28 protein-coding genes and 3 tRNA genes are annotated in these 24,445 nt (G+C 70.7%); 24 read left to right on the forward strand and 7 right to left on the reverse strand.

Going from position 1 to position 24,445, the window contains the following annotated elements:
• Nucleotides 1-21: 21 nt before the first annotated feature.
• The 3 genes from P3T39_RS32795 (at nucleotide 22) to P3T39_RS32805 (ending at nucleotide 319) form a co-directional block, all read left to right on the forward strand.
• A tRNA-Glu gene (locus P3T39_RS32795) sits at nucleotides 22-94 on the forward strand.
• Nucleotides 95-121: 27 nt separating this feature from the next.
• A tRNA-Glu gene (locus P3T39_RS32800) sits at nucleotides 122-197 on the forward strand.
• Nucleotides 198-244: 47 nt separating this feature from the next.
• Nucleotides 245-319, forward strand: a tRNA-Gln gene (locus P3T39_RS32805).
• Nucleotides 320-418: 99 nt separating this feature from the next.
• Here P3T39_RS32805 and ndgR read toward each other — a convergent pair.
• Nucleotides 419-1,132, reverse strand: coding sequence for an IclR family transcriptional regulator NdgR (gene ndgR, locus P3T39_RS32810; protein WP_030275730.1), 714 nt, complete (start codon nucleotides 1,130-1,132; stop codon nucleotides 419-421).
• Nucleotides 1,133-1,361: 229 nt separating this feature from the next.
• Here ndgR and leuC point away from each other — a divergent pair, with 229 nt between their 5' ends.
• From leuC to P3T39_RS32830, 4 genes are all read left to right on the forward strand, one after another.
• Nucleotides 1,362-2,798: a 3-isopropylmalate dehydratase large subunit gene (gene leuC, locus P3T39_RS32815; RefSeq protein WP_280702906.1), complete on the forward strand. Its 1,437-nt coding sequence runs from the start codon at nucleotides 1,362-1,364 to the stop codon at nucleotides 2,796-2,798.
• Between the two features lie 2 nt (nucleotides 2,799-2,800).
• The gene (gene leuD, locus P3T39_RS32820; protein WP_280702907.1) at nucleotides 2,801-3,397 is read left to right on the forward strand and encodes a 3-isopropylmalate dehydratase small subunit; all 597 of its coding nucleotides are present in this window, start codon (nucleotides 2,801-2,803) and stop codon (nucleotides 3,395-3,397) included.
• A 327-nt stretch (nucleotides 3,398-3,724) separates the two neighbouring features.
• Nucleotides 3,725-3,913, forward strand: a complete 189-nt coding sequence (locus P3T39_RS32825) for a hypothetical protein (protein ID WP_280702943.1) — start codon at nucleotides 3,725-3,727, stop codon at nucleotides 3,911-3,913.
• Between the two features lie 133 nt (nucleotides 3,914-4,046).
• A complete protein-coding gene (locus P3T39_RS32830) occupies nucleotides 4,047-4,739 on the forward strand; it encodes an HU family DNA-binding protein (protein WP_280702908.1) in 693 nt (230 codons plus the stop codon).
• Between the two features lie 144 nt (nucleotides 4,740-4,883).
• On the opposite strand, the gene P3T39_RS32835 is transcribed toward P3T39_RS32830, so the two are convergent.
• Nucleotides 4,884-5,645, reverse strand: coding sequence for a GntR family transcriptional regulator (locus tag P3T39_RS32835; protein ID WP_280702909.1), 762 nt, complete (start codon nucleotides 5,643-5,645; stop codon nucleotides 4,884-4,886).
• A 117-nt stretch (nucleotides 5,646-5,762) separates the two neighbouring features.
• Here P3T39_RS32835 and P3T39_RS32840 point away from each other — a divergent pair, with 117 nt between their 5' ends.
• Both P3T39_RS32840 and P3T39_RS32845 read left to right on the forward strand, forming a co-directional pair.
• Nucleotides 5,763-6,008 carry a hypothetical protein gene (locus P3T39_RS32840; RefSeq protein WP_280702910.1) on the forward strand — a complete coding sequence of 82 codons (246 nt, stop codon included), beginning with the start codon at nucleotides 5,763-5,765 and terminating at the stop codon, nucleotides 6,006-6,008.
• Nucleotides 6,005-6,280: a hypothetical protein gene (locus P3T39_RS32845; RefSeq protein WP_280702911.1), complete on the forward strand. Its 276-nt coding sequence runs from the start codon at nucleotides 6,005-6,007 to the stop codon at nucleotides 6,278-6,280. Before P3T39_RS32840 ends, P3T39_RS32845 begins: the two co-directional genes overlap by 4 nt.
• A 59-nt stretch (nucleotides 6,281-6,339) precedes the next feature.
• Here P3T39_RS32845 and P3T39_RS32850 read toward each other — a convergent pair whose 3' ends face one another.
• Nucleotides 6,340-6,573: a hypothetical protein gene (locus P3T39_RS32850; RefSeq protein WP_280702912.1), complete on the reverse strand. Its 234-nt coding sequence runs from the start codon at nucleotides 6,571-6,573 to the stop codon at nucleotides 6,340-6,342.
• A 70-nt stretch (nucleotides 6,574-6,643) separates the two neighbouring features.
• On the reverse strand, nucleotides 6,644-7,333 hold the full coding sequence (gene cofC / locus P3T39_RS32855) for a 2-phospho-L-lactate guanylyltransferase (RefSeq protein ID WP_280702913.1): 690 nt from the start codon (nucleotides 7,331-7,333) through the stop codon (nucleotides 6,644-6,646).
• A gap of 209 nt (nucleotides 7,334-7,542) precedes the next feature.
• On the opposite strand from cofC, the gene P3T39_RS32860 reads away from it, so the two are divergent.
• The 3 genes from P3T39_RS32860 to P3T39_RS32870 all read left to right on the forward strand — a co-directional run bounded on the left by P3T39_RS32860 (nucleotide 7,543) and on the right by P3T39_RS32870 (nucleotide 10,617).
• The gene (locus P3T39_RS32860) at nucleotides 7,543-8,352 is read left to right on the forward strand and encodes a lysophospholipid acyltransferase family protein (RefSeq protein WP_280702914.1); all 810 of its coding nucleotides are present in this window, start codon (nucleotides 7,543-7,545) and stop codon (nucleotides 8,350-8,352) included.
• Nucleotides 8,349-9,350 carry an NAD(P)H-dependent glycerol-3-phosphate dehydrogenase gene (locus tag P3T39_RS32865; protein ID WP_280702915.1) on the forward strand — a complete coding sequence of 334 codons (1,002 nt, stop codon included), beginning with the start codon at nucleotides 8,349-8,351 and terminating at the stop codon, nucleotides 9,348-9,350. Before P3T39_RS32860 ends, P3T39_RS32865 begins: the two co-directional genes overlap by 4 nt.
• A 115-nt stretch (nucleotides 9,351-9,465) precedes the next feature.
• Nucleotides 9,466-10,617, forward strand: a complete 1,152-nt coding sequence (locus tag P3T39_RS32870; protein ID WP_280702916.1) for a D-alanine--D-alanine ligase family protein — start codon at nucleotides 9,466-9,468, stop codon at nucleotides 10,615-10,617.
• Nucleotides 10,618-10,714: 97 nt separating this feature from the next.
• Here P3T39_RS32870 and P3T39_RS32875 read toward each other — a convergent pair whose 3' ends face one another.
• Nucleotides 10,715-11,233 (reverse strand): DUF3515 domain-containing protein, encoded by a 519-nt coding sequence (locus P3T39_RS32875; RefSeq protein ID WP_280702917.1) that lies wholly within the window; start codon nucleotides 11,231-11,233, stop codon nucleotides 10,715-10,717.
• A 19-nt stretch (nucleotides 11,234-11,252) separates the two neighbouring features.
• Nucleotides 11,253-11,486, reverse strand: a complete 234-nt coding sequence (locus tag P3T39_RS32880; RefSeq protein WP_280702918.1) for an Lrp/AsnC ligand binding domain-containing protein — start codon at nucleotides 11,484-11,486, stop codon at nucleotides 11,253-11,255.
• Between the two features lie 187 nt (nucleotides 11,487-11,673).
• Between P3T39_RS32880 and P3T39_RS32885 the strand changes: the two genes are divergently transcribed.
• The 3 genes from P3T39_RS32885 to thiD all read left to right on the forward strand — a co-directional run bounded on the left by P3T39_RS32885 (nucleotide 11,674) and on the right by thiD (nucleotide 14,770).
• The gene (locus tag P3T39_RS32885) at nucleotides 11,674-12,642 is read left to right on the forward strand and encodes a thiamine-phosphate kinase (RefSeq protein ID WP_280702920.1); all 969 of its coding nucleotides are present in this window, start codon (nucleotides 11,674-11,676) and stop codon (nucleotides 12,640-12,642) included.
• A 238-nt stretch (nucleotides 12,643-12,880) separates the two neighbouring features.
• Nucleotides 12,881-13,906: a 6-phosphofructokinase gene (locus tag P3T39_RS32890; RefSeq protein ID WP_280702921.1), complete on the forward strand. Its 1,026-nt coding sequence runs from the start codon at nucleotides 12,881-12,883 to the stop codon at nucleotides 13,904-13,906.
• Nucleotides 13,907-13,957: 51 nt separating this feature from the next.
• Entirely contained in the window at nucleotides 13,958-14,770 is an 813-nt protein-coding gene (thiD, locus tag P3T39_RS32895; protein ID WP_280702922.1) for a bifunctional hydroxymethylpyrimidine kinase/phosphomethylpyrimidine kinase, read from the forward strand.
• 156 nt (nucleotides 14,771-14,926) lie between these two features.
• On the opposite strand, the gene rpmB is transcribed toward thiD, so the two are convergent.
• Nucleotides 14,927-15,112: a 50S ribosomal protein L28 gene (gene rpmB, locus P3T39_RS32900; protein WP_014138233.1), complete on the reverse strand. Its 186-nt coding sequence runs from the start codon at nucleotides 15,110-15,112 to the stop codon at nucleotides 14,927-14,929.
• Nucleotides 15,113-15,422: 310 nt separating this feature from the next.
• On the opposite strand from rpmB, the gene P3T39_RS32905 reads away from it, so the two are divergent.
• The 9 genes from P3T39_RS32905 (at nucleotide 15,423) to rnc (ending at nucleotide 24,444) form a co-directional block, all read left to right on the forward strand.
• Nucleotides 15,423-17,054 carry a DAK2 domain-containing protein gene (locus P3T39_RS32905; protein WP_280702923.1) on the forward strand — a complete coding sequence of 544 codons (1,632 nt, stop codon included), beginning with the start codon at nucleotides 15,423-15,425 and terminating at the stop codon, nucleotides 17,052-17,054.
• Nucleotides 17,055-17,085: 31 nt separating this feature from the next.
• Nucleotides 17,086-19,290: an ATP-dependent DNA helicase RecG gene (gene recG / locus P3T39_RS32910; protein ID WP_280702924.1), complete on the forward strand. Its 2,205-nt coding sequence runs from the start codon at nucleotides 17,086-17,088 to the stop codon at nucleotides 19,288-19,290.
• A 195-nt stretch (nucleotides 19,291-19,485) separates the two neighbouring features.
• Nucleotides 19,486-19,998 (forward strand): hypothetical protein, encoded by a 513-nt coding sequence (locus tag P3T39_RS32915; RefSeq protein ID WP_280702925.1) that lies wholly within the window; start codon nucleotides 19,486-19,488, stop codon nucleotides 19,996-19,998.
• A 151-nt stretch (nucleotides 19,999-20,149) separates the two neighbouring features.
• On the forward strand, nucleotides 20,150-20,734 hold the full coding sequence (rsmD, locus tag P3T39_RS32920; RefSeq protein ID WP_280702926.1) for a 16S rRNA (guanine(966)-N(2))-methyltransferase RsmD: 585 nt from the start codon (nucleotides 20,150-20,152) through the stop codon (nucleotides 20,732-20,734).
• 28 nt (nucleotides 20,735-20,762) lie between these two features.
• Entirely contained in the window at nucleotides 20,763-21,266 is a 504-nt protein-coding gene (coaD, locus tag P3T39_RS32925) for a pantetheine-phosphate adenylyltransferase (protein ID WP_280702927.1), read from the forward strand.
• A gap of 199 nt (nucleotides 21,267-21,465) precedes the next feature.
• Nucleotides 21,466-22,644 carry a cell division initiation protein gene (locus tag P3T39_RS32930; protein ID WP_280702928.1) on the forward strand — a complete coding sequence of 393 codons (1,179 nt, stop codon included), beginning with the start codon at nucleotides 21,466-21,468 and terminating at the stop codon, nucleotides 22,642-22,644.
• A gap of 185 nt (nucleotides 22,645-22,829) precedes the next feature.
• Nucleotides 22,830-23,474, forward strand: coding sequence for a DUF177 domain-containing protein (locus tag P3T39_RS32935; protein WP_280702929.1), 645 nt, complete (start codon nucleotides 22,830-22,832; stop codon nucleotides 23,472-23,474).
• Nucleotides 23,475-23,476: 2 nt separating this feature from the next.
• Complete coding sequence (gene rpmF / locus P3T39_RS32940; RefSeq protein ID WP_030056747.1) at nucleotides 23,477-23,650, forward strand: 50S ribosomal protein L32; 174 nt, start codon at nucleotides 23,477-23,479, stop codon at nucleotides 23,648-23,650.
• A 20-nt stretch (nucleotides 23,651-23,670) separates the two neighbouring features.
• Complete coding sequence (gene rnc, locus P3T39_RS32945) at nucleotides 23,671-24,444, forward strand: ribonuclease III (RefSeq protein WP_280702930.1); 774 nt, start codon at nucleotides 23,671-23,673, stop codon at nucleotides 24,442-24,444.
• Nucleotide 24,445: the final 1 nt, after the last annotated feature.

Below are 24,445 nucleotides of genomic sequence, written 5' to 3' on the forward strand. Positions count from 1 at the left end.
CCGCAAGGGATCGCCAAGAAAGCCCCCGTTGTGTAGCGGCCTAGCACGCTGCCCTCTCACGGCAGTAGCGCCGGTTCGAATCCGGTCGGGGGTACTGGTTCCGCAAGGGATCGCCAAGAAAGCCCCCGTTGTGTAGCGGCCTAGCACGCTGCCCTCTCACGGCAGTAGCGCCGGTTCGAATCCGGTCGGGGGTACCAGAGCGGCAAGGCCGGTGGGTGAGAATCCCATCGGCCGAGCGCTTTGTTGGGGTATGGTGTAATTGGCAGCACGAGTGATTCTGGTTCATTTAGTCTAGGTTCGAGTCCTGGTACCCCAGCCAGTAGTTCAGCCCCGGTGGATCCGGGGCTTTTTTGTTTTTCAGAATGCATACGGAAAGGGCCGCTCCGAGAATTCGGAGCGGCCCTTTCCGTGCTGTGTTTCAGCCGCGGCGCAGTGCCTCGGTGAGGCGGTTTGCGGCCTCGATGATGGCCTGGGCGTGCAGCCGGCCCGGGTGACGGGTCAGCCGCTCGATCGGCCCTGAGACGGAGACGGCGGCCACCACGCGGTTGGAGGGGCCCCGTACGGGCGCGGAGACGGAGGCCACGCCGGGCTCCCGCTCCCCGATGGACTGGGCCCAGCCGCGCCGCCGTACGCCGCTGAGCGCGGTGGCGGTGAAGCGGGCGCCCTGGAGGCCGCGGTGGAGCCGCTCGGGCTCCTCCCAGGCCAGCAGGACCTGGGCGGCCGAGCCGGCCTTCATCGGCAGGGTGCTGCCGACCGGGACGGTGTCCCGCAGGCCGGAGAGCCGCTCGGCGGCGGCAACGCAGATCCGCATCTCGCCCTGGCGGCGGTAGAGCTGTGCGCTCTCGCCGGTGACGTCGCGCAGGTGGGTCAGCACCGGGCCCGCGGTGGCGAGCAGCCGGTCCTCGCCCGCCGCGGCGGAGAGTTCGGCAAGTCGGGGGCCGAGGATGAAACGGCCCTGCATGTCCCTGGTGACCAGGCGGTGGTGTTCGAGTGCGACGGCGAGTCGGTGGGCGGTGGGCCGCGCCAGACCGGTGGCGGCGACCAGCCCCGCCAACGTGGCGGGGCCCGACTCCAGTGCACTGAGCACCAGAGCGGCCTTGTCGAGAACGCCGACGCCGCTAGTGTTGTCCATGTCTCGATACTGCAGTCTCAGTGGGCGAGACGCAAGTTCAATCTCGCCGGAAAAGCGCCACTCTTGATGGAGCAGCCCGGGAGAAACCCAGGGTGGCCCCTCACCAGGGTGTCCACATCCTGGACAACAGATCCGGCGTGCGGGTCCGACTGCCGAGCCTCACCAGGCGGCACGGGAAGACCTCGAGGACACGAGAAGGCCGGCAGAGCGGCCGGCTGGAGGGAAAGCGATGGGACGGACACTCGCAGAGAAGGTCTGGGACGACCACGTCGTCCGGCGCGCCGAGGGCGAGCCCGACCTGCTCTACATTGATCTGCACCTGCTGCACGAGGTGACCAGCCCCCAGGCGTTCGACGGTCTGCGGCTGGCCGGCCGGAAGGTCCGCCGGACCGACCTCACCATCGCCACCGAGGACCACAACACCCCCACCCTGGACATCGACAAGCCGATCGCCGACCCGGTCTCCCGGATCCAGCTGGAGACCCTGCGCAGGAACGCCGAGGAGTTCGGCGTGCGCATCCACTCGCTGGGCGACGTCGAGCAGGGCGTCGTGCACGTGGTCGGCCCGCAGCTGGGCCTGACCCAGCCCGGCACCACCGTGGTCTGTGGCGACTCTCACACCTCCACCCACGGCGCCTTCGGCGCGCTGGCGTTCGGCATCGGCACCAGTCAGGTCGAGCATGTGCTGGCCACCCAGACGCTGCCGCTGGCCCCGTTCAGGACCATGGCGATCACCGTCGAGGGCGAGCTGCCCGGCGGCGTCACCGCCAAGGACCTGATCCTGGCCGTCATCACCAGGATCGGCACCGGCGGCGGCCAGGGCTACGTCCTGGAGTACCGCGGCTCGGCGATCCGCAGCCTCTCCATGGAGGCCCGGATGACCATCTGCAACATGTCGATCGAGGCGGGTGCCCGGGCCGGCATGATCGCCCCCGACCAGACCACCTTCGACTACCTCCAGGGCCGTCCGCACGCCCCCGAGGGCGAGGACTGGGACGCCGCCGTCGAGTACTGGAAGACCCTGGTCACCGACGAGGACGCGGTCTTCGACGCCGAGGTGTTCATCGACGCGAACGAGCTGACGCCGTTCGTCACCTGGGGTACCAACCCGGGCCAGGGCGCGCCGCTGGGCGCCACGGTGCCGGATCCTGCCTCCTTCGAGGACCCGCAGGAGCGGACCGCCGCCGAGAACGCGCTCAAGTACATGGGACTGGAGGCCGGTACGCCGCTGCGCGAGGTCGCGGTGGACGCCGTCTTCGTCGGCTCCTGCACCAACGGCCGGATCGAGGACCTGCGGGCCGCCGCTGCCGTTCTGGAGGGCCGCAGCGTCGCCGAGGGCGTGCGGATGCTGGTCGTCCCCGGCTCGGTACGGGTCGCGCTCCAGGCCATCGACGAGGGTCTGGACAAGGTGTTCACCGCCGCCGGCGCCGAATGGCGGCACGCGGGCTGCTCGATGTGCCTGGGCATGAACCCCGACCAGCTGGCTCCCGGTGAGCGCTGCGCCTCCACCTCGAACCGCAACTTCGAGGGTCGGCAGGGCAAGGGCGGCCGTACCCACCTGGTGTCCCCTCAGGTCGCCGCCGCGACCGCCGTCCTGGGCCGCCTGGCCTCGCCCGCCGATCTGTCCGCCCCTGCCGTTTCGATCAAGCACAGTGTGGAGGCCTGATCATGGAGAAGTTCACCACGCACACCGGCCGGGCCGTTCCGCTGCGTCGCAGCAATGTCGACACCGACCAGATCATCCCCGCGCACTGGTTGAAGAAGGTCACCCGTTCCGGATTTGAGGACGGACTGTTCGAGGCATGGCGCAAGGACTCGGAGTTCATCCTCAACCAGCCCGAGCGCAAGGGTGCCACGGTGCTGGTGGCCGGACCGGAGTTCGGTACCGGTTCCTCTCGTGAACACGCGGTCTGGGCACTGCAGAACTACGGTTTCGCGGCGGTTATCTCCTCCCGTTTCGCCGACATCTTCCGCGGTAACTCGCTGAAGAACGGCCTGCTGACGGTGGTCCTGCCGCAGGAGACGGTGGAGCGGCTCTGGGCACTCACCGAGGCCGATCCGAGTGCCGAGATCACCGTTGACCTCGAGGCCCGCGAGGTCCGCGCCGAGGGCGTCAACGCGCCGTTCGAACTGGATGACAATGTCCGTTGGCGGCTGCTGGGCGGCCTCGACGACATCAGCATCACGCTGCAGAACGAGACCGACATCGCGGCCTTCGAGGCCACTCGCCCGGCCTTCAAGCCGCGTACGCTGCCCGTTGCCTGAGCGCCTTCTTTCTGACGGTCCGATGCATGGCCCGCTCCCCTTCGGGGGGGCGGGCCATCGGCAGTTCCGGCCCCGAGTTCGGGTCTGACGCGTGCTCGCGATACTTGCGAAGATTTGTCGGAGAGGGGTGTGCGCAGCGCAACTCTGTACAGATGGCACAATCGTTGCATGCACCGGCACCTTGAACCACCGTACGCGGGCGGCGAACCCGCGTCGTCGGAGGGGACGGACGGTGCCGCCGAGAGTCGAATTGACGATCGGCCGGACGACCAGACCTCACCCGCTGAGGAACCGGACGAGCCGGAAGTCGCAGCGCTCTACGCGCTTGTGGCCGAGCGGTTGAAGCAAGCTCATGCACGCGTTCATGCGCTGAACGTGTCAACAGAGGCAAAGACCGCTCTCACCCGTCAACTGCTGATCGTCACGGAGACCGCCAAGCATGATCTTCCGGAGGCGGCAAGGCGGTTGAGTCGCTTTGTACAAGACCTCGACGAGCGGCACATGCCACTCGACTGAGGTCGCCGACGCGCAAATCCATTGCGACACTAGGGTGATTCGCGCGTTTGGTAATTGAAAGTCCGCAGATACATACCTAACGTGCGAAAAGAACGGATGGAATCATCCGGCGCCCGTTTCCGAAGGGGAAGACGTGAACAAGGCTCAGCTTGTCGAAGCGGTGGCCGAGCAGCTGGGTGGTCGCAAGGCTGCCGCAGAGGCCGTCGATGCAGTGCTCGACACCATGGTGCGTGCCGTGGTGGCCGGAGACCGGGTCTCGGTCACCGGCTTCGGCACCTTCGAGAAGGTGGAGCGCTCCGCGCGCTTCGCCCGTAACCCGCAGACCGGCGAGAAGGTCAAGGTCAAGAAGACCTCCGTGCCGCGCTTCCGTCCCGGCCAGGGCTTCAAGGACCTGGTCAGCGGCAGCAAGAAGCTGCCGAAGGAAGGCCCCTCGGTGAAGAAGGCCCCCAAGGGCTCGCTCACCCCGGGCAAGGCCGGCGTCGCCGCGACCCCGGCCGCCAAGCGCGCGGCCACCAAGCGCGCCGCTGCCGCGGGTACCACCGCCGCCGCCAAGAAGGCGGCCGCGAAGAAGACCACCGCCACTGCGGCGAAGAAGGCCACCGCCACCGCGGCCAAGAAGGCGACGGCGGTCAAGACGGCGGTCAAGAAGACCACCGCCACCAAGACCGCTGCGGCGAAGAAGGCCACGGCCACCAAGAAGGCCACCCCGGCCGCCGCGGTCAAGAAGGCCACCGCCGCCAAGAAGGCGACGGCCGTCAAGAAGACCGCTCCGGCGAAGAAGACCGCCACGCGCAAGACCACCGCGCGCAAGTCGGCCGCCAAGTAAGGTCCGACAGGCTTTCGACGCAGTAGCAGTGGACGGCTCGTGAAGAGCCGTGAGCCGTGGCGGTTCGCGACCGGGAGATCCCGGAGCGAGCCGCCACGGCTCTTCTGTCTCCTGGCGCCGGAGGGCCTCGGCGACGGGCAGGCCCTAGGGCCGCTCGACCGGGAGTTCGTAGCTGATCTCCCAGCCGGCGTCCGGAATGACGAAGTCGGCGGTCTCCACCGCGCGGCCGTCGATGTCGAAGTAGGTCCGCTCGATCAGCGTGACCAGATCGCCGGTGGAGACACCGAGCCTCAGGGCCTGGTCCGCGTTGGCGCGGCCGGGACGGACGGTCTCCACGGCGAAGTCGATGACGATCCCGATCAGCGCCATTCGCTGCACCACACCCTGGTGCTTGCGCGCACCGAACTCGGGCATCCGCACCGAGGTGTCCCGGACGAGGTTCATCGGCTCCCAGCTGTCGGCGAGCTGGGCGGGCTTGCGATCGACCAGGAACTCGTAGCTGGTGCAGGACACCGGCTCGCCCTCCTCGATGCCGAGTCGGGCGGCGATCTCCGGTGGGGCCGGGATGTGGCTGCGGCTGTGGCTCTCGAAGGTGTCCTGCGGGCCGAGCTGGTCGGGCTCGGCGAAGAAGCGCAGGCCGCTGCTCAGCGAGAGGTGGCGGGACCGGAGCAGCCGTCGGCGCTCGGTCGGCAGGCGCACGAAGGTGCCCGAGCCGCTGCGGCCCTCCAGCAGGCCCTCGGCGATCAGCAGTTCCTGGGCGCGCTGGAGCGCGAACGGGTGGGCTCCGTACTCCTCGGCCAGCTTGGCCCGGGACGGGAGACGCTCGCCCGGTTTCCATTCGCCCTGGTTGATGCGCCTGCGCAGATCGTCGGCGATGGGCAGGTACGCGGGCTCGCTCCTCGACATCTGGCTCTCCCGTAGGGCAGATCGGGTGACTCAGTGTTGACAATCTAATGCATCAGGTGAAATCTAATGCTTTAGATTCACGTTCCGTGATTGGCCGCTCGCGGGGAGAGGCGTGGCGTGCGAACCACCAGGGTGTTTGACCTCGCATATCGGCTCGCCGTGGCGGCCCGGACGCGGGCCTGCGTCCGGCTCCGCCCGGGCGGGGGCTATCTGGTGGAGGCACCCCTCCCGGCCGGTCTCACCGAGCAGGAGGAGCTGGCCGTCCTCGACGTCCTGGCCGACGCGGACCGTTACGGACATGACTACAGCCCGACGGCCGAGAGGGTCTGGGCCGAGTTGGACGAGGAGCGGGAGCAGCAGTGAGCAGCAGAGGATCCGGAACGGCCGTCACGGTGTCGATCGAGGACATCACCGCCCCCGCCACCTTCAACCAGCTCTCGGACGCGCTGGTCGCGCTCTGGGAGGCGCTGAGAGTGCTGCCGCTCGGCTGGACGCAGTACCAGGCTTACCGGTACTTCTTCGGGCCGGGCGCGGAGCAGCGGGTGGCGGAATTCCTCGAACGGGACGGGGAGTTGACGCTAAGTTTCACCATGGCCGGGCGCTCGCACGCCGTCCGTGTGGTGCCGCAGCGGTAGCCGCCGGGGCGTCCGTGGCCGGTCGTAGACCGACCGGCAATAGGGAGCGCGGGTCGGTCTCAGACCGGGCGCTGGTCCTCGGCCGGGTCGGGGAAGGTCTGCAGGGTCACGAAGACCACCCGGCGGCTGTCGCCGTCACCCTCGGTACGGATCCGCACCCGCTGGCCGGGCCGCAGCAGCCGCAGACCCCCGGCGTCGAAGGCCGCCGCGTCGAACGGCACGGGCGTGCCGTCGTCGAGCAGCACGGAGCCCGCGCGGGTGTCGGGGTCGAAGGTGAACGCGGTGGCCTGCATACCCGCAGCATATCGGGGCGCCCCGGCCACGGGTCCTGGCCCGGGCCATTGTCGGGCTGCTTCAGGCAGCTCAGCCGCGGGCCGACTGGAACAGGGGAGTGGCGGCTGCGGCGGTATGGGGGCCGAGGCCGAGGGCGAGGGCGGCGGCGAGATCCCGGCCGGTGTCCACATCCCGGCGTACGGACGGGACGTCGGGCAGTGTGATCTCGTACGCGCCGCCGGCCGCGTGCCGGGCCCGGCTCGCGCCGCCGAACTCGGGTTGCAGCGGGGAGCCGGGCGCACAGGCCAGCAGGGTGGTGCCAAGGCCGGGCGCGTCGGCCAGGAAGGCCCGTCCGGTGCGCGGTACGGCGGCCAGGACACGGGCGAGTTCGGCGGGCCGCAGGGCGGGGAGGTCGGCGGAGAGCGCGGCGACGGGGGAGTGCGGAGCGATCCGCCGGGCGTGCGCCGCGCCGTGCGCGAGCGCCGGGTTGAGGCCCCCGCCGGGTTCGTCGTCGAGAACCAGTGCACCGATCCTGGCCAACTCCGGCCCGGCCGCCCGGTCCTGGGTGACCACCAGGACCCGTGCCACGGAGCGGCAGGCCAGCGCGGCGGTCACCGTGTCCAGGGCGAAGGCGAGTGCCAGCGCGGGGCGCCGTTCACCGGCGAAGGCGCCGAGGCGGCTCTTGGCCAGGGCGAGCGATTTCACCGGCAGCACCAGCGACCAGCCGGGGCGGGCAGCGGGCGGGACGGGCTCGACGGGGCGTACCGTGTCCTGGGTCATCGGCGTCATTGTGGCGTCGGTGCCAAAGCCCTGGCCAGGCGGGTGCCGCACGGGTGGACGTGCGATTGGTCACTTGCCCTCGGCCGTCGGGGGAGGCTCCTCGACAGCCGGTGAGGCGACGGGCGAGACTGATCCGCGCCCGGGGAGACCGGGGCGCGAGGAACGATCTGCGGCACCCCGAGTGCCGCACCGGATGAGGAGGAGCTGGGGTGGCCCGCCGCTCGTACGCCAGATTCGGCAACGCCGACTACGGGATCTGGTACCGCTTCGCGGCCGTGCTCGTGAAGCCGGTGACCACCGCCCTGGTGAAGCCCGACTGGCGGGGTTGGGAGCACCTGCCCAAGGAGGGCGGCTTCCTCACGGTGGTGAACCACAACTCGATCATCGACCCCGTGGTGTACGCGCACTGGCAGTACAACAGCGGCCGGCCGCCTCGGATACTGGGCAAGTCCTCGCTCTTCTCGGTGCCGTTCATCGGCTTCATGCTCCGAAAGACCGGCCAGATCCCGGTGTTCCGCGATTCCACGGACGCGGCCGAGGCGTTCCGTGCGGCGATCGACGCGATCGACCGGGGCCAGTGCGTGCAGTTCTACCCCGAGGGCACCCTCACGCGCGATCCCGACCTGTGGCCGATGACCGGCAAGAGCGGCGCCGCCCGGGTCGCGCTGATGACCGGGGCACCGGTGATCCCGGTGGCACACTGGGGTGCGCACGAGATCATTCCGCCGTACGGTCGGGGCGGGAAGGGCAAGTTCAACCTCTTCCCCCGGCACCGGGTGACCGTCGCGGCCGGTCCGCCGGTCGACCTGAGCAAGTACCAGGGCCAGGAGCTCACCGCCAAGGTGCTCCGGGAGGCCACCGACGACATCATGGCGGCCATCACCGCCGTGCTCGCCGACATCCGCGGCGAACAGGCACCGGCCGAGCGCTACGACATGCGCAAGGCCGCCCGTGCGCGGGCCGCGGCTGCCGCCGCAAAGAGCAAGAAGACCGAAGGTACCGAGGAGAGTTCCAAGTGACCCGCTGCGCCGTCTTCGGGACCGGTTCCTGGGGTACCCCGTTCGCCATGATCCTGGCTGACGCCGGCTGCGAGGTGACCCTCTGGGGCCGCCGCCAGGAGCTGGTGGACGCGATCGAACAGACCCACGTCAACCCCGACTACCTGCCCGGGGTCCAGCTGCCGGAGAGCATCCGCGCCACCACCGACCCGGCCCGGGCGCTGGCCGGTGCGGACTTCGCCGTGCTGGCCGTGCCGTCCCAGACGCTGCGTCAGAACCTGGCCGCCTGGGCCCCGTTGATCGGCCCCGAGACGGTGCTGGTCAGTCTGATGAAGGGCATCGAACTCGGCACCGCCAAGCGGATGAGCGAGGTCATCCAGGAGGTCGCCGGGGTCGGTCCCGAGCGCGTCGCGGTGGTCAGCGGACCCAACCTGGCCGGAGAGATCGCCAACCGGCAGCCGGCCGCGTGTGTGGTCGCCTGCACCGACGAGGTGGTCGCCAAGCGGCTCCAGGCGGCCTGCCACACCTCGTACTTCCGCGCGTACACCAACACCGACGTGCTCGGCTGCGAGCTCGGCGGTGCGGTCAAGAACGTGATCGCGCTGGCGGTCGGCATGGCCGACGGGATGGGTCTGGGCGACAACAGCAAGGCGACCCTGATGACCCGCGGGCTGGCCGAGACCACCCGCCTGGGCCTTGCGCTCGGCGCCGACCCGCTGACCTTCGCCGGGCTGGCCGGGATGGGCGACCTGGTGGCCACCTGCTCCTCGCCGCTCTCCCGCAACCACACCTTCGGCACCAACCTCGGCCGCGGAATGACGGTCGAGGAGACCATCGCGGCGACCAAGCAGACCGCCGAGGGCGTCAAGTCCTGCGAGTCGGTGCTCGATCTGGCCCGCCGCAGCGGCGTCGAGATGCCGATCGTCGAGGCCGTGGTGGACGTGGTGCACCACGGGCGGCCGACCCAGGAGGTGCTCGCCTCGCTGATGGCCCGCTCGGCGAAGCCGGAACGCCGGTAGGCCCGGTAGGACCGGTCGTCCGAGGGCCGAATGCCGGTGGAGGCCGGGCGTCGCCGAACTCGGACCGGGTGGGTCAGTGTCCCCAAAGGGCTCGCACGGTAGTCTCAACCGCGATATGAGCATCGAACAGCACTCCCCGAACCCGGGCGCTTCGGGCGCCAAGCCGCGCGTTGCGATCGTCTTCGGCGGTCGCAGCTCCGAGCACGCCATCTCGGTCTCCACGGCCGGCAGCGTGCTCAAGGCCATCGACCGCACCAAGTACGAGGTGCTGCCGGTCGGCATCACCCAGGAGGGCCGCTGGGCGCTGGTCAGCGACGAGCCGGCCAGGATGGCGATCACCGACGGCCGGCTGCCCGACGTGGGCGAGATCGCCGAGTCGCTCGACGGCCAGGTCGTCCTGCCGGTCAGCCCGGACAGCCGCGAGGTGGTCTGGGCGACGTCCAGCGACGCGCCCAAGGCGCTCGGCGAGGTCGATGTCGTCCTGCCGCTGCTGCACGGCCCCTGGGGCGAGGACGGCACCCTCCAGGGCCTGCTGGAACTCTCCGGTGTCCCCTACGTTGGCTCCGGCGTGCTGGCCAGTGCGGCCGGCATGGACAAGGAGTACAGCAAGCGGATCCTTCAGTCGCACGGCATCGGTGTCGGCGAGTACACCGTGGTCAGGCCGCGCGAGTGGGAGTCCGAGGCCGGCCGCGCGGCGGCCCGCGAGCGGATCGCCGGGCTCGGCCTGCCGCTCTTCGTGAAGCCCTGCCGGGCCGGTTCCAGCATCGGCATCAGCAAGGTCAAGGACCTCGCCGACCTGGACGCCGCGATCGAGCAGGCCCGCCGGCACGACCCCAAGGTGATCGTCGAGGCCGGTCTTGAGGGCCGCGAGATCGAGTGCGCCGTGCTGGAGTTCGAGGACGGACCGCGCGGCAGCGTCCCCGCGGAGATCCTGGTCGGCGGCGACTACGAGTTCTACGACTTCGAGGCCAAGTACATCGACTCCTCCGAGGTGCAGATCCCGGCGAAGCTCACCGAGAGCGAGACCGCCGAGATCCAGCGGCAGGCCGTCGCCGCCTTCGAGGCGTTCGGCTGCGAGGGCCTGGCCCGGGTGGACTTCTTCCTGCTCACCGACGGCAGCTGGGTCGTCAACGAGATCAACACCATGCCCGGCTTCACCCCCATCTCGGCCTACCCCAAGATGTGGGAGGCCACCGGGGTGGGGTACTCGGAGCTGATCGACCGTCTGCTCCAGGCGGCCCTGCGCCGCTCCACCGGGCTGCGCTGAGCGCGGCCACGCTGGGTCCGATCATGCTGGGCCCGATCATGCTGGGCCCGACCATGCTGGGCCCGACCACGCTGGGCCCGACCACGGCCCCGGACGGCTACAGGCCGTCCGGGATTGTGGCCTTGATCGCGTCGGTGAGAGAGCTGAGCGGGTCGATGTAGTTCGGGTAGGCGCCCTTGGGCACGGTGATCTCGACGTACGCCTTGCGCAGGGTGGTGACGAAGCGGTAGCCGCCGTGGCCGTCCGGGCCCATGCCGAACTGCACGTCGTTGACCTCGGGGGCGGACGACAGCGGGTCGTCGTTGAGGTAGTCGGGCCGGTCGATGCCGCAGCGCAGCACCGTCTGCGGCGAGCTCTCCCAGGCCGCGGTGTACGGCGAGGCGGGCGAGGGGTCGTGCCGCCGGTGCCCCAGAACGCTCTGGGGCAGCGCCTTGTGCAGCGCGCTGCAGAGCTCCGCCACGGTCGCGTTGGGTGTCGGCGGAGCGACCTCCGGCTCGCCCCAGCTGCCGACGGCCAGCGACAGACAGCCCAGCAGGACGGCCGGCGGCGCGGCCCAGCGCACCGGGGCGGGCAGCGACTTGAGGCGGGCGGCGCTCAGAACGGGGTTTCGAGGCACCCGCCGATGGTAGTCGCGCTTACAGGTGCACCACCGGACAGGTCAGTGTCCGGGTGATCCCCTCGACCTGTTGGATCCGGGCGACGACCAGGCGCCCCAGATCGTCGACCGTCCCCGCCTCGGCGCGCACGATGACGTCGTACGGCCCGGTGACGTCCTCGGCCTGCAGGACACCTTCGAGCTTGGAGATGGCCTGGGCCACTGCCGTGGCCTTTCCCACCTCGGTCTGGATCAGGATGTATGCCTGTACCACGGGAGACCTCCAGGCGGGGGTGGCTGACCGGCAGTCCGATCACCACGCTACCGCGCCGCGGGGCCGGGAGGGGAGACTTCGGCAAGGTCCGAAGGCGTACGCTGCGCGCGGGGGCGTGCGGAGCACGGTGCGGGTTGGGTTCAGTGCTTGAGATCAGTAGTGCTTCAGTCTGTGGAGAGGACGGCAGATGCAGGGGACCGTGGGCGAGCTCGGCGAGTTCGGACTCATTCGGGAGCTGACCGCCCGGCTGCCGCTGACCCCGGCCGTCGAACTGGGACCGGGGGACGACGCCGCGGTGGTCAAGGCGCCGGACGGGCGGGTGGTCGCCACCAGCGACGTGCTGATCGAGGGCCGGCACTTCCGCCGGGACTGGTCCACCGCCTATGACGTGGGCCGCAAGTCCGCCGCCCAGAACCTGGCGGACATCGCCGCGATGGGCGCCGTCCCGACCGCGATACTGCTGGGCCTGGTCACCCCCGCCGACCTGCCCACCACCTGGGCCACCGAACTGATGGACGGGCTGCGCGACGAGTGCCAGGTCGCCGGCGCGGCCGTGGTCGGCGGCGACGTGGTGCGCGGCGACACCATCACGCTGGCGATCACCGCGCTGGGCGACCTGCAGGGCCGCTCCCCGGTGCGGCGTTCGGGCGCGCAGGTCGGCGACGTGGTCGCGGTGACCGGCTGGCTGGGCTGGTCGGCGGCCGGACTGACCGTGCTGCAGCGCGGCTTCCGCTCCCCGCGTGCCTTCGTCGAGGCGCACCGCCGTCCCGAGCCGCCGTACCACGCAGGTCCCGCCGGTGCGGACCTCGGCGCGACGTCGATGGTGGATGTCAGCGACGGCCTGGTGGCCGACCTCGGTCATGTCGCCAAGGCCAGCGGGGTGGACATCGACCTGCGCGCCGCCGACTTCGACGTCCCGGCGCAGATGGCCGACATCGGCCAGGCGGTCGGGGTTGATCCGCTGGTCTGGGTGCTCTCCGGCGGGGAGGACCACGCGATCGCGGCCACCTTCCCGAGCTCCGTCCAACTGCCCGCCCGCTGGCGGGTGGTGGGCAGTGTGGTCCGTACCGCGAGCGCCGCGCGCGGCGGGCAGGTCACCGTGGACGGCGCACCCTGGGACCGGGTCGGCGGCTGGGACCACTTCGCGTCGGAGTAGGAACCCGGCCCCGGGCGAAGGGGTAGCGGCCCCGCGCCCCTGGTGGTTGCCCCTTGCCGTTGAGGCTCTGCAACCGGCCCGGAGGGCTGGGCGGTGCAGGCGAGGGAATGCTGTCCGTGAGCGGTTCGGCGCGTAGTCTTGCGCTGTCGGTCATGGCCGGTTTGTCCGGTCTGCCCGGCCCGTAAGGATCCATCTACTCGGGGGCGGTGCCGCCCCTGGAGCGGAGAGCACAACCACCATGCGAATCGGCGTCCTGACCAGCGGAGGCGACTGCCCCGGCCTCAACGCGGTGATCCGCTCGGTGGTGCACCGAGGCACCGACGTCCACGGCGACGAGATCATCGGCATCGAGGACGGCTTCCTCGGGCTGATCGAGGGCCGCACCCGCCCGGTCTCGCACGACGACGTCACCGGTCTGCTCACGCTCGGCGGCACCATCCTGGGCTCGGCCCGGGTCCAGCGCGAGCGGATCAACTGGGCGGTGGAGAACGCCCAGACGCTGGCCAGGAACGCCGGCATCGACGCCCTGATCGCGATCGGCGGCGAGGGCACGCTGACCGCCGCCAAGATGTTCTCCGACGCCGGGCTGCCCGTGGTCGGCGTCCCGAAGACCATCGACAACGACATCGACGCCACCGACGTCACCTTCGGCTTCGACACCGCCGTGCACGTCGCCACCGAGGCGATCGACCGTCTGAAGACCACCGCCGAGTCCCACCAACGGGTGATGGTCGTCGAGTTGATGGGCCGTCACACCGGCTGGATCACCCTGACCGCCGGAATGGCCGGCGGCGCGCACGGCATCCTGATCCCCGAGAAGCCCTTCGACACCGAGGCGGTGGCGCGGATGATCGAGGAACGCTTCGAGCGCCACAAGAAGTTCGCCATCATCGCCGTCGCCGAGGGCGCCAAGCCCGCCCCGGGCACGCTCCGCTTCGACCACGGTGAGATCGACCAGTACGGCCACCAGACCTTCGGCGGCATCGGCAACCGGCTCGCCAACGAGCTGGAGAACCTGCTCGGCAAGGAGGCCCGTCCGGTCATCCTCGGCCACACCCAGCGCGGCGGCATCCCCACCGCCAGGGACCGCGTCCTCGCCACCCGGTTCGGCTGGCACGCCGTCGAGGCCGTCCACAAGGGCGCCTTCGGGCACTTCACCGCGCTGCGCGGCACCGATATCAAGCTGGTGCCGATCGCGGAGGCCGTGGTCCAGCTGAAGACCGTGCCCGAGGACCGCTGGCTGGAATCGGAAGCCGTGCTCTGAGCGCCCCCGGGCGGCCCCTGACTGTGAGCCGTGCCCGGTAGGTTTGGCCGTATGAGTGCGTCCGTACCTTCCGCCGCTGCACCCCCTCGCGTCCTCACCGTCGCCGGTTCCGACTCCGGCGGCGGCGCAGGCATCCAGGCAGACCTCAAGACGATGCTCGCCCTCGGCGTGCACGGTATGAGTGTGATCACCGCCGTCACCGCGCAGAACTCGGTCGGCGTGCAGGGCTACTGGGAGCTGCCCGCCGACGCCGTCCGCGCCCAGTTCCGCAGCGTGGTGGACGACATCGGCGTCCAGGCCGTGAAGACCGGCATGCTGGCCTCCGTCGAGCTGGTCGAGACCGTCTCCGAACTGCTCGCCGGCGTCCAGGCCCCCGTGGTGGTGGACCCGGTAGGGGTCTCCAAGCACGGCGATGCCCTGCTCGCCGCCGAGGCCGTCGCCACCGTGCGGGAGCGGCTGCTGCCGGTGGCCACCCTCGCGACGCCCAACCTGCACGAGGTGACGCAGCTCACCGGTATCGAGGTGGAGCGCGAGAGCGATATGCCCCGGGCCGCAAGGGCGTTGCTCGACCTCGGCCCGTGCTGGGTGCTGGTCAAGGGCGGCCACCTGGAGGGCGAGGCCGTCGATCTGCTCTACGGCGGCCCGGGCGAGGAGTACTGGTACCGCGCCGAGCGCTACGACAACCGGCACACCCACGGCACCGGCTGCACCCTGGCCAGTGCGATCGCAGCCGAGCTGGCCAAGGGCCGCACCGTGCCGGAGGCGGTGGGCGCGGCGAAGGCGTACGTCACCGGCGCGATCCGCCGGGGCTTTCCGCTCGGCGCGGGCATCGGTCCGGTCGACCACGGCTGGCAGTGGCGCTGAGGGCACCGGCCCCGAAACACCGGCAGCCCGGGGCGAGGGCCCCGGGCTGCCGGTGTACGCAGATCCGGAAACACGGAATGCGGGGAACAAAAACAGAGAGCCGATCCACCCGAGGGCGGATCGGCTATCCGGAGGACCGGCTTACCGGTCTGCGCGTCAGCGCGAGACCTTACCGGCCTTGATGCACGAGGTGCAGACGTTGAGCCGCTTCGGCGTCCGCCCGATCACAGCGCGCACCGTCTGAATGTTGGGGTTCCAACGACGGGGGGTACGGCGGTGTGAGTGGGAGATGCTGTTGCCGAAGCCCGGCCCCTTGCCGCAGACGTCGCAGTTGGCAGCCACAGGAGTCACTCCAAGACTTCAGATCATTTACGTTCGAAAACCCCGGCTGAATCCCCCCGAGCCACTCGCGTGGACCGGATCGAATCAAGGGGTGAGCCCGGGGTGTTCCAGGCAACCGGGAGAGCATACAACGACTGTTCCCGTTCAACGAAACTACCATGCTCCGGCCTGTGATCGTTCCCGCTGCCCCCTGTGACCGGCGGCGATCGCCCTGCGCGCGACGCGGCAGCGGCCACCGATAACCTGCGGGTATCGCCCCTTGCCACCGCGTTCAGTTGTGTTCCCGTGGCGTTCACCCGGAGGAGAGCTGGTGCTGGACACGCTCGACGCCCCGACCGTCCGCACCTGGAGCCGCCTCGCCCTGACCGCCCTCGGCCAGGCCCGCGAGGAGATCGATGCGCTCAACGTCTACCCCGTCCCCGACGGGGACACCGGAACCAATCTCTACCTCACCGTGGAGTCGGCCGCCGCCGCCGTCGAACACTGCTTCGCCGAGCACCTCGAAGACCCCACACTGGGCGCCGCCGCCGCGGCCATGGCCAGGGGCGCGCTGATCGGTGCCCGGGGCAACTCCGGGGTGATGCTCGCCCAGCTGCTGCGCGGCATGGCCGAAGTGCTTGCCCAGGGCGGCGAACCCGCGATCTTCCGCCAGGCCCTGCAACGGGCCGCCGAGGCCGCCTACCAGGCCGTCGCCGAACCCGTCGAAGGCACCCTCCTCACCGTCGCCGCCGAGGCCGCCCGCGCCGCCGCCAGGACCACCGGCGGCCTCGCCGAAGCCGCCGACACCGCCTACCGGGCCGCCCGCACCGCGCTGATGCACACCCCCGAGCAGCTGGCCGTCCTCGCCGAGGCCGGGGTCGTGGACGCGGGCGGGCGCGGCCTGGTCGCCGTCCTCGGCGCGCTGGCCGACGCGGTCGCCGGGCAGACCCCGATGGGCCCGGTCGCCCTCCGCCAGGGCCTCGGCGAGGCAGCTCTCGTCGAGAGCTGCGAGGGGCACCAGCGGCCGCCGGGTCCTGGCCACCCCGCCTTCGAGGTCATCTACCTGCTGGACGCCCCCGACGAGTCCCTCCCGCTGCTCCGCACCCGGCTCGCCGCTCTCGGCGACTCCCTGGTGGTCGGCGGCGGCGACGGCCTCTGGAACGTCCATGTGCACGTGGACGACGCCGGGGCCGCCGTCGAGGCCGGGGTCGAGGCCGGACGACCGCACCGGATCCGGATCACGCACTTCGCCGAGGCCGCAGCCCGTGCGGGGGAGCGCACCCGGGCGGTGCCCGAGACCGCTGGCCGCGCCGTCCTCAGCGTGGTCTCCGGCACCGGCCTCGCCGAACTCTGCGAGCAGGCCGGATCGGCCGTCCTGCCGGCGGACCCGGACCGCCCGCCGGGCAGCGCCGAACTCGCCGAGGCCGTCCGCCGCTGCGCCGCCCGCGAGGTCGTCCTGCTGCTCAACGACCCCGAACTGCGCGCCGCCGCCGGGGCCGCCGCCGACCAGCTGCGCGAGGAGGGCGTACGGATCGCCGTGCTGCCCACCCGCTCGCCCGTCCAGGGCCTGGCCGCGCTCGCCGTGCACGAGAGCGCCCGGCGCTTCGACGAGGACGTCGTCGCCATGACCTCCGCCGCCGGAGCCACCAGGTACGCCGAACTCGCCGTCGCCGAGGGGGAGTCCTGGACGATGGCCGGAGTCTGCCAGGCCGGGGACGTACTCGGCCTGATCGACGGCGACGTGGCCGTGATCGGTACCGACCTCGCCGAGACCGGCGCCGTGGTGCTCTCCCGGATGCTCGCCGCCGGTGGCGAACTGGTCACCCTGGTCCTCGGCGAGGGCGTACCGGCGGACCTGGCCGGGCAGCTGGTCGCACTGGCCCGCAAACAGCGGCCCGAGGTGGACACCCTGGTCTTCGACGGCGGGCAGGAGGCCGCACCGCTGCTCATCGGGGTGGAGTGAATTGTCGGGACTGTGGTGTAGACAGTCTCTGATGGGCGCTCTCGATGAACCACTGACCAAGCTGGTCGGCGACCGCACCGCGAAGGTGCTGGCCGACAGTCTCAAGCTGCGTACGGTCGGCGATCTGCTGCACCACTATCCGCGCCGCTACGTCGAGCGCGGCCAGCTCACCAGCCTCGACGAGCTGGAGGTCGACGAGCACGTCACCGTGCTCGCGCGGATCGAGAAGGTCACGCTGATCCCCTTCAAGGCGCGCAAGGGCGACCGCCTCGAGGTGGTGGTCACCGACGGGCGCAGCAGGCTCTCCCTGGTCTTCTTCAACCAGGGCTGGCGGCAGAAGGAGCTCCGTCCCGGCGCCCAGGGCCTGTTCGCCGGCAAGGTCGGCCTGTTCAACCGCACCCGCCAACTCGCCTCCCCGGACTACCAGCTGCTGGACGAGGAGGCCGATTCGGGGGCCGCCCAGCAGTTCGCGGGACGGCTCATCCCGGTCTACCCGGCCAGCGCCCAGATGCCCAGCTGGAAGCTGTCGATCTGCATCGAGACGGCCCTCACCAAGCACCTCGGCGACGTCGGCGAACCGCTGCCCGCCGAACTGCGTGAGAAACACCGGCTGATCCCGCTGCCCGAGGCGCTCGAACTCATCCACCGCCCGCGCAGCCAGGCCGAGCGCGAGCGCGCCCAGAGCCGACTGCGCTGGGACGAGGCCTTCGTCCTCCAGGTCGCCCTCGCCCAACGCCGGGCCGCCGACGCCGCGTTGCCCGCCGTGCCCCGACAGGCCCGCCCCGACGGGCTGTTGACGGCCTTCGACGCCCGGCTGCCGTTCACCCTCACCGACGGCCAGCAGAAGGTCTTTGCCGAGATCGCCGCCGACCTCGCGAGCGCCCACCCGATGCACCGCCTGCTCCAGGGCGAGGTCGGCTCCGGCAAGACGCTCGTCGCGCTGCGCGCCATGCTCACCGTGGTCGACGCGGGCGGGCAGGCGGTGCTGCTCGCGCCCACCGAGGTGCTGGCCCAGCAGCACCACCGCTCGATCGTCGAGATGATGGGCGACCTGGCCGAGGGCGGCATGCTCGGCGGCTCCGAGCTGGGTACCAAGGTCGTACTGCTCACCGGTTCGATGGGCACCCCGGCCAGGCGCCAGGCGATGCTCGACATGGCCTGCGGCGACGCCGGCGTGACCATCGGCACCCATGCCCTGATCGAGGACAGGATCCAGTTCCAGGACCTCGGCCTGGTCGTGGTGGACGAGCAGCACCGCTTCGGCGTCGAGCAGCGGGACGCGCTGCGCGCCAAGGGCGAACAGCCCCCGCACCTGCTGGTGATGACGGCCACCCCGATCCCGCGCACCGTGGCCATGACGGTCTTCGGCGACCTGGAGACCTCCGTCCTCGACCAGCTCCCGGCCGGGCGCTCGCCGATCTCCAGCCATGTGGTGCCCGCCCTAGAGAAGCCCAACTTCCTTGCCCGCGCCTGGGAGCGCGTCCGCGAGGAGGTCGCCAAGGGCCACCAGGCGTACGTCGTCTGCCCCCGGATCGGCGACGAGCCGGACGACCCGAAGAAGAAGCGGTCGAAGTCCCTGCCGGACGACCCGGAGGACCTGGGCGCGTCCAGTGACGACCGCAGGCCGCCGCTCTCGGTGGTCGAGACGGCCGAGATGCTGACCAAGGGCCCGTTGGCCGGGCTGCGGGTGGAGATCCTGCACGGGCGGCTGGCACCGGATGCCAAGGACGACGTGATGAAGCGTTTCACGGCGGGGGAGGTGGACGTCCTGGTCGCCACGACCGTGATCGAGGTCGGCGTCAACGTCCCCAACTCCACCGTGATGGTCATCATGGACGCCGACCGCTTCGGCGTCTCCCAACTGCACCAGCTGCGCGGCCGGGTGGGCCGAGGCAGCGCCCCCGGCCTCTGCCTGCTGGTCAGCGACATGCCCGCAGGCAGCGCGGCCCGCGCCCGGCTGGACGCGGTGGCCGGCACCCTGGACGGCTTCGAGCTCTCGCGGATCGACCTGGAGCAGCGTCGTGAGGGCGATGTACTGGGGCAGGCGCAGTCCGGGGTGAAGTCCTCGCTGAAGGTGCTCTCCGTGCTGGAGGACGAGGAGGTCATCGCCACCGCCCGCGAGGAGGCCGCCACCCTGGTCGCCGAGGACCCGACCCTCGCCGACCACCCGGACCTGCGCACGGCCCTGGAGAGCCTCCTCGACGAGGACCGCGCGGAGTACCTCGAAAAGGGCTGACGCCCGTATTCCGCAGTCAGTGACCATGCACCAAGCAGAGCCCCGCGCCCCTGAAGGTTGCCCCTCGCTCTCCGGGGCGATGCCCGGTTGAGCACCTTCGCAGGGCCGGTCGATTGTCAGTGCCCCGGGAGAGAATGAAGGTGTTCAGGGCGCACCTCAAGGTGCGTTCCTGGCACGACACTTGGGGGTCCTGCCATGGCATTCCGTCATCTCAACGAGCTCCCGCTCGGTGACAAGATCTTCCGGATCGAGCTCGCCAGCGAGGACGACCGCGAAGTCACCCTCACCCTGACCGGCTGGCGTGAGGGAGCCGCCGCCAGCCCGCTCGCCTCCGGCAAGCTCCGCCTCCCCGTCGAGGACGTCGCCAGCCTCCGGATCGCGCTCAACCGCGCGCTGCGGGCCCTGGCCATCGTCGCCGACGTCTCCGAGCCCATCCCCGACCGTGACGTGCTGCGCGAGCTGTACCCCGGACACGGCGCCCCGTGGGTGCCGCAGCACGAGGAGGAGCTGGTCCGCCGCTTCCACGAGAACGAGACCGTCGCCCGGATCGCCGCCCGCTTCGGCCGCACACCCGACTCCGTCCGCACCAAGCTGCGCGAGCTCGGGCACGACCCGCGCCGCCCGGAGTACTGCCCGCCCGACGGCTGCCTCTCCTGGTCCCGCTACGCCTCCCCGGCCCTGCTCGGGGCCGCGGCGCCCACCGAGTAACCCCGGAGCGGGAGGGCTGTGCGAGCAGCGCGGCGGGCTGCTCGCACGGTTACCAGGGCCCCGGCGATTGCGCGCGGCCCGGGAGTCCCCGTATAGCGTGGTGGCCGACCCACGAAGGACTGCTACTCACAGACGAGGATTGGCGCAGCTCATGACCCGCGTGATCGCCGGTGCGGCCGGCGGCCGCCGCCTGGCCGTACCGCCCGGCCGGAACACCCGCCCGACCTCCGACAAGGCACGGGAGGCGATGTTCTCCACCCTGGAGTCCCTGCGGGGGACGATCCACGGTGCCCGGATGCTGGACTTGTTCGGCGGCTCCGGCGCGGTCGGCCTGGAGGCGCTCTCCCGGGGCGCGGAGCACACCCTGTTGGTGGAGTCGGACGCGAGCGCGGCCCGCACCATCCGCGCCAACATCCGCACGGTGGACCTCCCCGGTGCCGAGCTGCGCACCGACCGCGCCGAGCGGGTGCTCGCGGGTCCGCCCCCGGGCACCCCGTACGACCTGGTCTTTCTCGACCCGCCGTACGTGGTCACCGACGACGCGGTACGGGAGATGCTGATCACACTCCTGGCCGGGGGCTGGATCGCGGGCGGCGCACTCGTCACCGTGGAACGCAGCACTCGGGGTGGGGAGTTCGGTTGGCCGGAGGGCTTCGAAGTGCTGCGCTCGCGCCGGTACGGCGAAGGCACCCTCTGGTACGGTCGCGCCGCTGCCGAGGTTGATCAAGACTCGTAGCACCGCACCCCACAAGGGAGTCCATGCCATGCGCCGCGCCGTCTGTCCGGGATCCTTCGACCCGATCACCAACGGCCACCTCGACATCATCGAGCGTGCGTCGAAGCTCTACGACGTCGTTCATGTCGCGGTCCTGATCAACCCCAACAAGCAGGGCATGTTCAGCATCGAGGAGCGCATCGCGCTGATCGAGGAGAGCACGGCCAAGTACGGCAACATCAAGGTGGAGTCGCACTTCGGCCTGCTGGTGGACTTCTGCCGGGACCGCGGCATCCCCGCGATCATCAAGGGCCTGCGTGCCGTCAGCGACTTCGACTACGAGCTGCAGATGGCGCAGATGAACCACGGCCTCACCGGCGTCGAGACGCTCTTCGTGCCGACCTCGCCGACGTACAGCTTCCTCTCCTCCAGCCTGGTCAAGGAGGTCGCCTCGTACGGCGGCGATGTCTCGCACCTGCTGCCCGAGACGGTGCACCGCCGGCTGGTCGCGCGGATCGCCGAGCGGAAGGCCGCGAACGGGCGCGCGAATTAGGCCGAGAACCACATCAATCGGGCACTTCTGGCGGGCTGTCACCTCGGGCTGCCGCCGCCCGGGTGGCCGGAAGGCCACGGCCGTTGTGAGCTGCGGGGTGAGTGGTCGTACAGTCAGTACTCCACTGCCCGGCGGCGATGCTGCCGTCCGGGCCTGCCTCCGCCGCACCTCGGCGGCACACGGAAAGACAGAAGCGCCCGTGGACGTGCAGAACAGACTCGACGCGATCGTCGCGGCGGTGGAGAACGCCCGCTCGATGCCCATGTCGGCGTCCTGCGTGCTGAACCGGGCCGAGCTGGTGGGCCTGCTCCAGGACCTGCGTGAGGCTCTCCCGAACGAGCTCGCCCAGGCCAAGTCGGTGATGGCCGACCATGAGCAGGTGGTCGCCGACGCGCAGGCCCAGGCCGACCAGATCATCCGCGGCGCACACGACGAGCGCGGTTCGCTGATCTCCGACACCGAGGTGGTCCGCCGCGCGCAGAACGAGGCCGACCGGATCCTCACCGAGGCCCGTGCCGAGGTCGAGGCCAAGCGCGCCGAGGCCGACGACTACGTGGACAGCAAGCTGGCCAACTTCGAGGTCGTGCTTACCAAGACGCTCGGCTCGGTCGGCCGTGGCCGGCAGAAGCTGCGCGGCGGTTCGAGCGCCTTCGAGCAGGGCGAGGGCGAGGGCGACGAGTTCCGGCCGAGCGGTACGCCGAGCCCGGAGGTCGACGAGTACGTCGATGTGAAGCTCGCCACCCTGGAGACCGTGCTCAGCGCGACGCTGGAGGCGGTCGGCAAGGGCCGCGACAAGCTGCTCGGCAAGGCCCCGATCGACGAGCTCGGCGCCTACCTGGCCGCCGCCGACGAGGCCCAGCAGCTCAAGCACCGGGCCGAGGCGGTCGCCGCCGGTTTCGCCGAGGACGGCGAGGAGCAGCCCTGGTACCGGGAAGAGGTCCCGCAGCAGCAGAGCTGGCCCGAGCAGACCCCGGCAGCGGCCGGCTGGCAGACGCCGGGCGAGGAGAGTTACGACAACGGCTTCAACCCGCCCGCCGAGCAGTACGCCGAGGTCTACGGCGGCGGCTTCGACCCGGCAGGCCAGCCGCAGACCGACCCGTACGGCAATCCCTACGGCTACCCGCAGCAGCCCGCCTACCCCGCCCAGGAGCCCGCGCTGCACGACCCGTACGGCGTTCCGCAGGCGTACGCCCAGCAGCCGGCGTACCAGGAGCAGGGCTACGACGCCTACGGCTACCCGCAGCAGACCCACCAGGGCGCACAGGTCCAGGTGCCCCACCAGCAGTCTGCGCCGCAGCAGCCGGGCCTGGACGAGACCAGTTTCTTCGACACCAGCATGATCGACATGACCAGGCTGAGGGAGCTCGGCGGCCGGTGACCGCACGTCGCGGCCGCCCGAAGTTGGGCCAGGCGTCAGTGTCCGGTAGTCTGACCACTCCGGCCTGTTCAGCGCTGGATCGTTCGGCTGCTCGCTCCTAGTTCTCAGCGCGCGGTGCCGCACATCGTACGAACCCGTCCCGCGCCACGCAGGTATGTGTGCCGCCCTCAGGAAGTCAGGACACCTTGAACCGCCTCGACCATCGCGACCCGCTCGTGTTCGACACGCATGAGCTCGGCCGTCGCGCGGGCTCGCTGCGCAAGGTCTCCCGCACCCTGGAGGCCCCCGAGGGCCTGGGCATCATTGATGTGATCGGCGTCCCGGAGAAGAGCGAGCTCAAGCTGGAGCTCCGCCTGGAGTCGGTGGTCGAGGGCGTGCTGGTGACCGGCACCGCCGAGGCCCACGTCGAGGGCGAGTGCTCGCGCTGCCTCGAACCTGTCGAGGACGACCTGGAGGTCGACTTCCAGGAGCTGTACTACTACCCCGAGTCCGACGAGCGTCACCGCGGTCGGACCGCCGGGACCGAGGACCTCGACGAGGACTCGGAAGAAGAGACTTACCGCCTGGAGGGCGACTTCTTCGACCTCCAGCCGGTGCTGCGTGATGCGGTGGTGCTCGCACTGCCGCTGCAGCCGGTGTGCCAGGAAGACTGCCTGGGCCTGTGCTCCGAGTGCGGGGCACGCCTGAGCGACGACCCGGACCACCACCACGACGCCGTCGACCCCAGGTGGGCGGCTCTGCAGGGACTCTCCGCCGCCCCCGGCGACGAGGGTGACGGAATCAAGAACAGCGGTACCCGTGAGGGTCTCGCCGAGAACCAGGAGAAGTAGCCGTGGCTGTTCCGAAGCGGAAGATGTCGCGCAGCAACACGCGCCACCGCCGGTCCAACTGGAAGGCCGTTGTTCCGGCCCTCGTGGCGTGCGACCGCTGCCACGAGCCGAAGCTGGGTCACATCGCGTGCCCGAGCTGCGGCACGTACAACCGTCGCCAGGTCCTCTCGGTCTGATCGGCGGGGTGTACGGATCGATGTCGGAGAGCAACTTTTCCCGCAAGTCCGCTTCCAACGGGAGTAAGGCCGGCGGGCCGGCTTCGACCGAATACGACGTCCTGGAAGGGCGCCTCGGGTACTCACTTGAGCGCGCCCTTCTGGTACGTGCCCTCACCCACCGCTCGTACGCGTACGAGAACGGTGGTCTGCCCACCAACGAGCGCCTGGAGTTCCTCGGCGACTCGGTGCTGGGCCTGGTGGTGACCGACACCCTCTACCGACTCCACCCGGAGGTCGCCGAGGGCACGCTCGCCAAACTTCGCGCCGCGGTGGTCAACTCCCGCGCGCTCGCCGAGGTCGGGCGCGGCCTTGAGCTCGGCACCTTCATCCGGCTCGGCAAGGGCGAGGAAGGCACCGGCGGCCGCGACAAGTCGTCGATCCTCGCCGACACCGTCGAGGCCGTGATCGGCGCCATCTACCTGGACAAGGGCCTGGACGCCGCCACCGAGTTCGTCCACCGGCTGTTCGACCCGCTGATCGAGGAGTCCTCTCAGCTCGGCGCCGGACTGGACTGGAAGACCAGCCTCCAGGAACTCACCGCCTCCGTCGGCATCGGCGTGCCCGAGTACGTGGTCAGCGAGTCCGGTCCCGACCACGAGAAGACCTTCGACGCCGCAGCCCGGGTGGCCGGCGAGGACTACGGCCACGGCAGCGGCCGCTCGAAGAAGGAAGCCGAGCAGAAGGCGGCCGAGAGCGCCTGGCGGGCGATCAAGGCCAAGTACGCCGACCAGACGCCCGGTACCGCAGCCTGAG

It is taken from the genome of Kitasatospora sp. GP82 (genome assembly GCF_029892105.1).
In the GTDB taxonomy this organism is placed as follows: Bacteria; Actinomycetota; Actinomycetes; order Streptomycetales; family Streptomycetaceae; genus Kitasatospora.

Excerpts from the sequence above, each read along its gene's own strand:
- P3T39_RS32885 (WP_280702920.1), top strand. The coding sequence starts at position 11,674 with ATGCAGGGGACCGTGGGCGAGCTCGGCGAGTTCGGACTCATTCGGGAG.
- coaD (WP_280702927.1), top strand. The coding sequence starts at position 20,763 with ATGCGCCGCGCCGTCTGTCCGGGATCCTTCGACCCGATCACCAACGGC.
- leuC (WP_280702906.1), top strand. The coding sequence starts at position 1,362 with ATGGGACGGACACTCGCAGAGAAGGTCTGGGACGACCACGTCGTCCGG.
- P3T39_RS32850 (WP_280702912.1), bottom strand. The coding sequence starts at position 6,573 with ATGCAGGCCACCGCGTTCACCTTCGACCCCGACACCCGCGCGGGCTCC.
- rnc (WP_280702930.1), top strand. The coding sequence starts at position 23,671 with ATGTCGGAGAGCAACTTTTCCCGCAAGTCCGCTTCCAACGGGAGTAAG.
- thiD (WP_280702922.1), top strand. The coding sequence starts at position 13,958 with ATGAGTGCGTCCGTACCTTCCGCCGCTGCACCCCCTCGCGTCCTCACC.
- P3T39_RS32915 (WP_280702925.1), top strand. The coding sequence starts at position 19,486 with ATGGCATTCCGTCATCTCAACGAGCTCCCGCTCGGTGACAAGATCTTC.
- ndgR (WP_030275730.1), bottom strand. The coding sequence starts at position 1,132 with ATGGACAACACTAGCGGCGTCGGCGTTCTCGACAAGGCCGCTCTGGTG.
- P3T39_RS32890 (WP_280702921.1), top strand. The coding sequence starts at position 12,881 with ATGCGAATCGGCGTCCTGACCAGCGGAGGCGACTGCCCCGGCCTCAAC.
- P3T39_RS32835 (WP_280702909.1), bottom strand. The coding sequence starts at position 5,645 with ATGTCGAGGAGCGAGCCCGCGTACCTGCCCATCGCCGACGATCTGCGC.
- recG (WP_280702924.1), top strand. The coding sequence starts at position 17,086 with ATGGGCGCTCTCGATGAACCACTGACCAAGCTGGTCGGCGACCGCACC.
- leuD (WP_280702907.1), top strand. The coding sequence starts at position 2,801 with ATGGAGAAGTTCACCACGCACACCGGCCGGGCCGTTCCGCTGCGTCGC.
- P3T39_RS32870 (WP_280702916.1), top strand. The coding sequence starts at position 9,466 with ATGAGCATCGAACAGCACTCCCCGAACCCGGGCGCTTCGGGCGCCAAG.
- rsmD (WP_280702926.1), top strand. The coding sequence starts at position 20,150 with ATGACCCGCGTGATCGCCGGTGCGGCCGGCGGCCGCCGCCTGGCCGTA.
- cofC (WP_280702913.1), bottom strand. The coding sequence starts at position 7,333 with ATGACCCAGGACACGGTACGCCCCGTCGAGCCCGTCCCGCCCGCTGCC.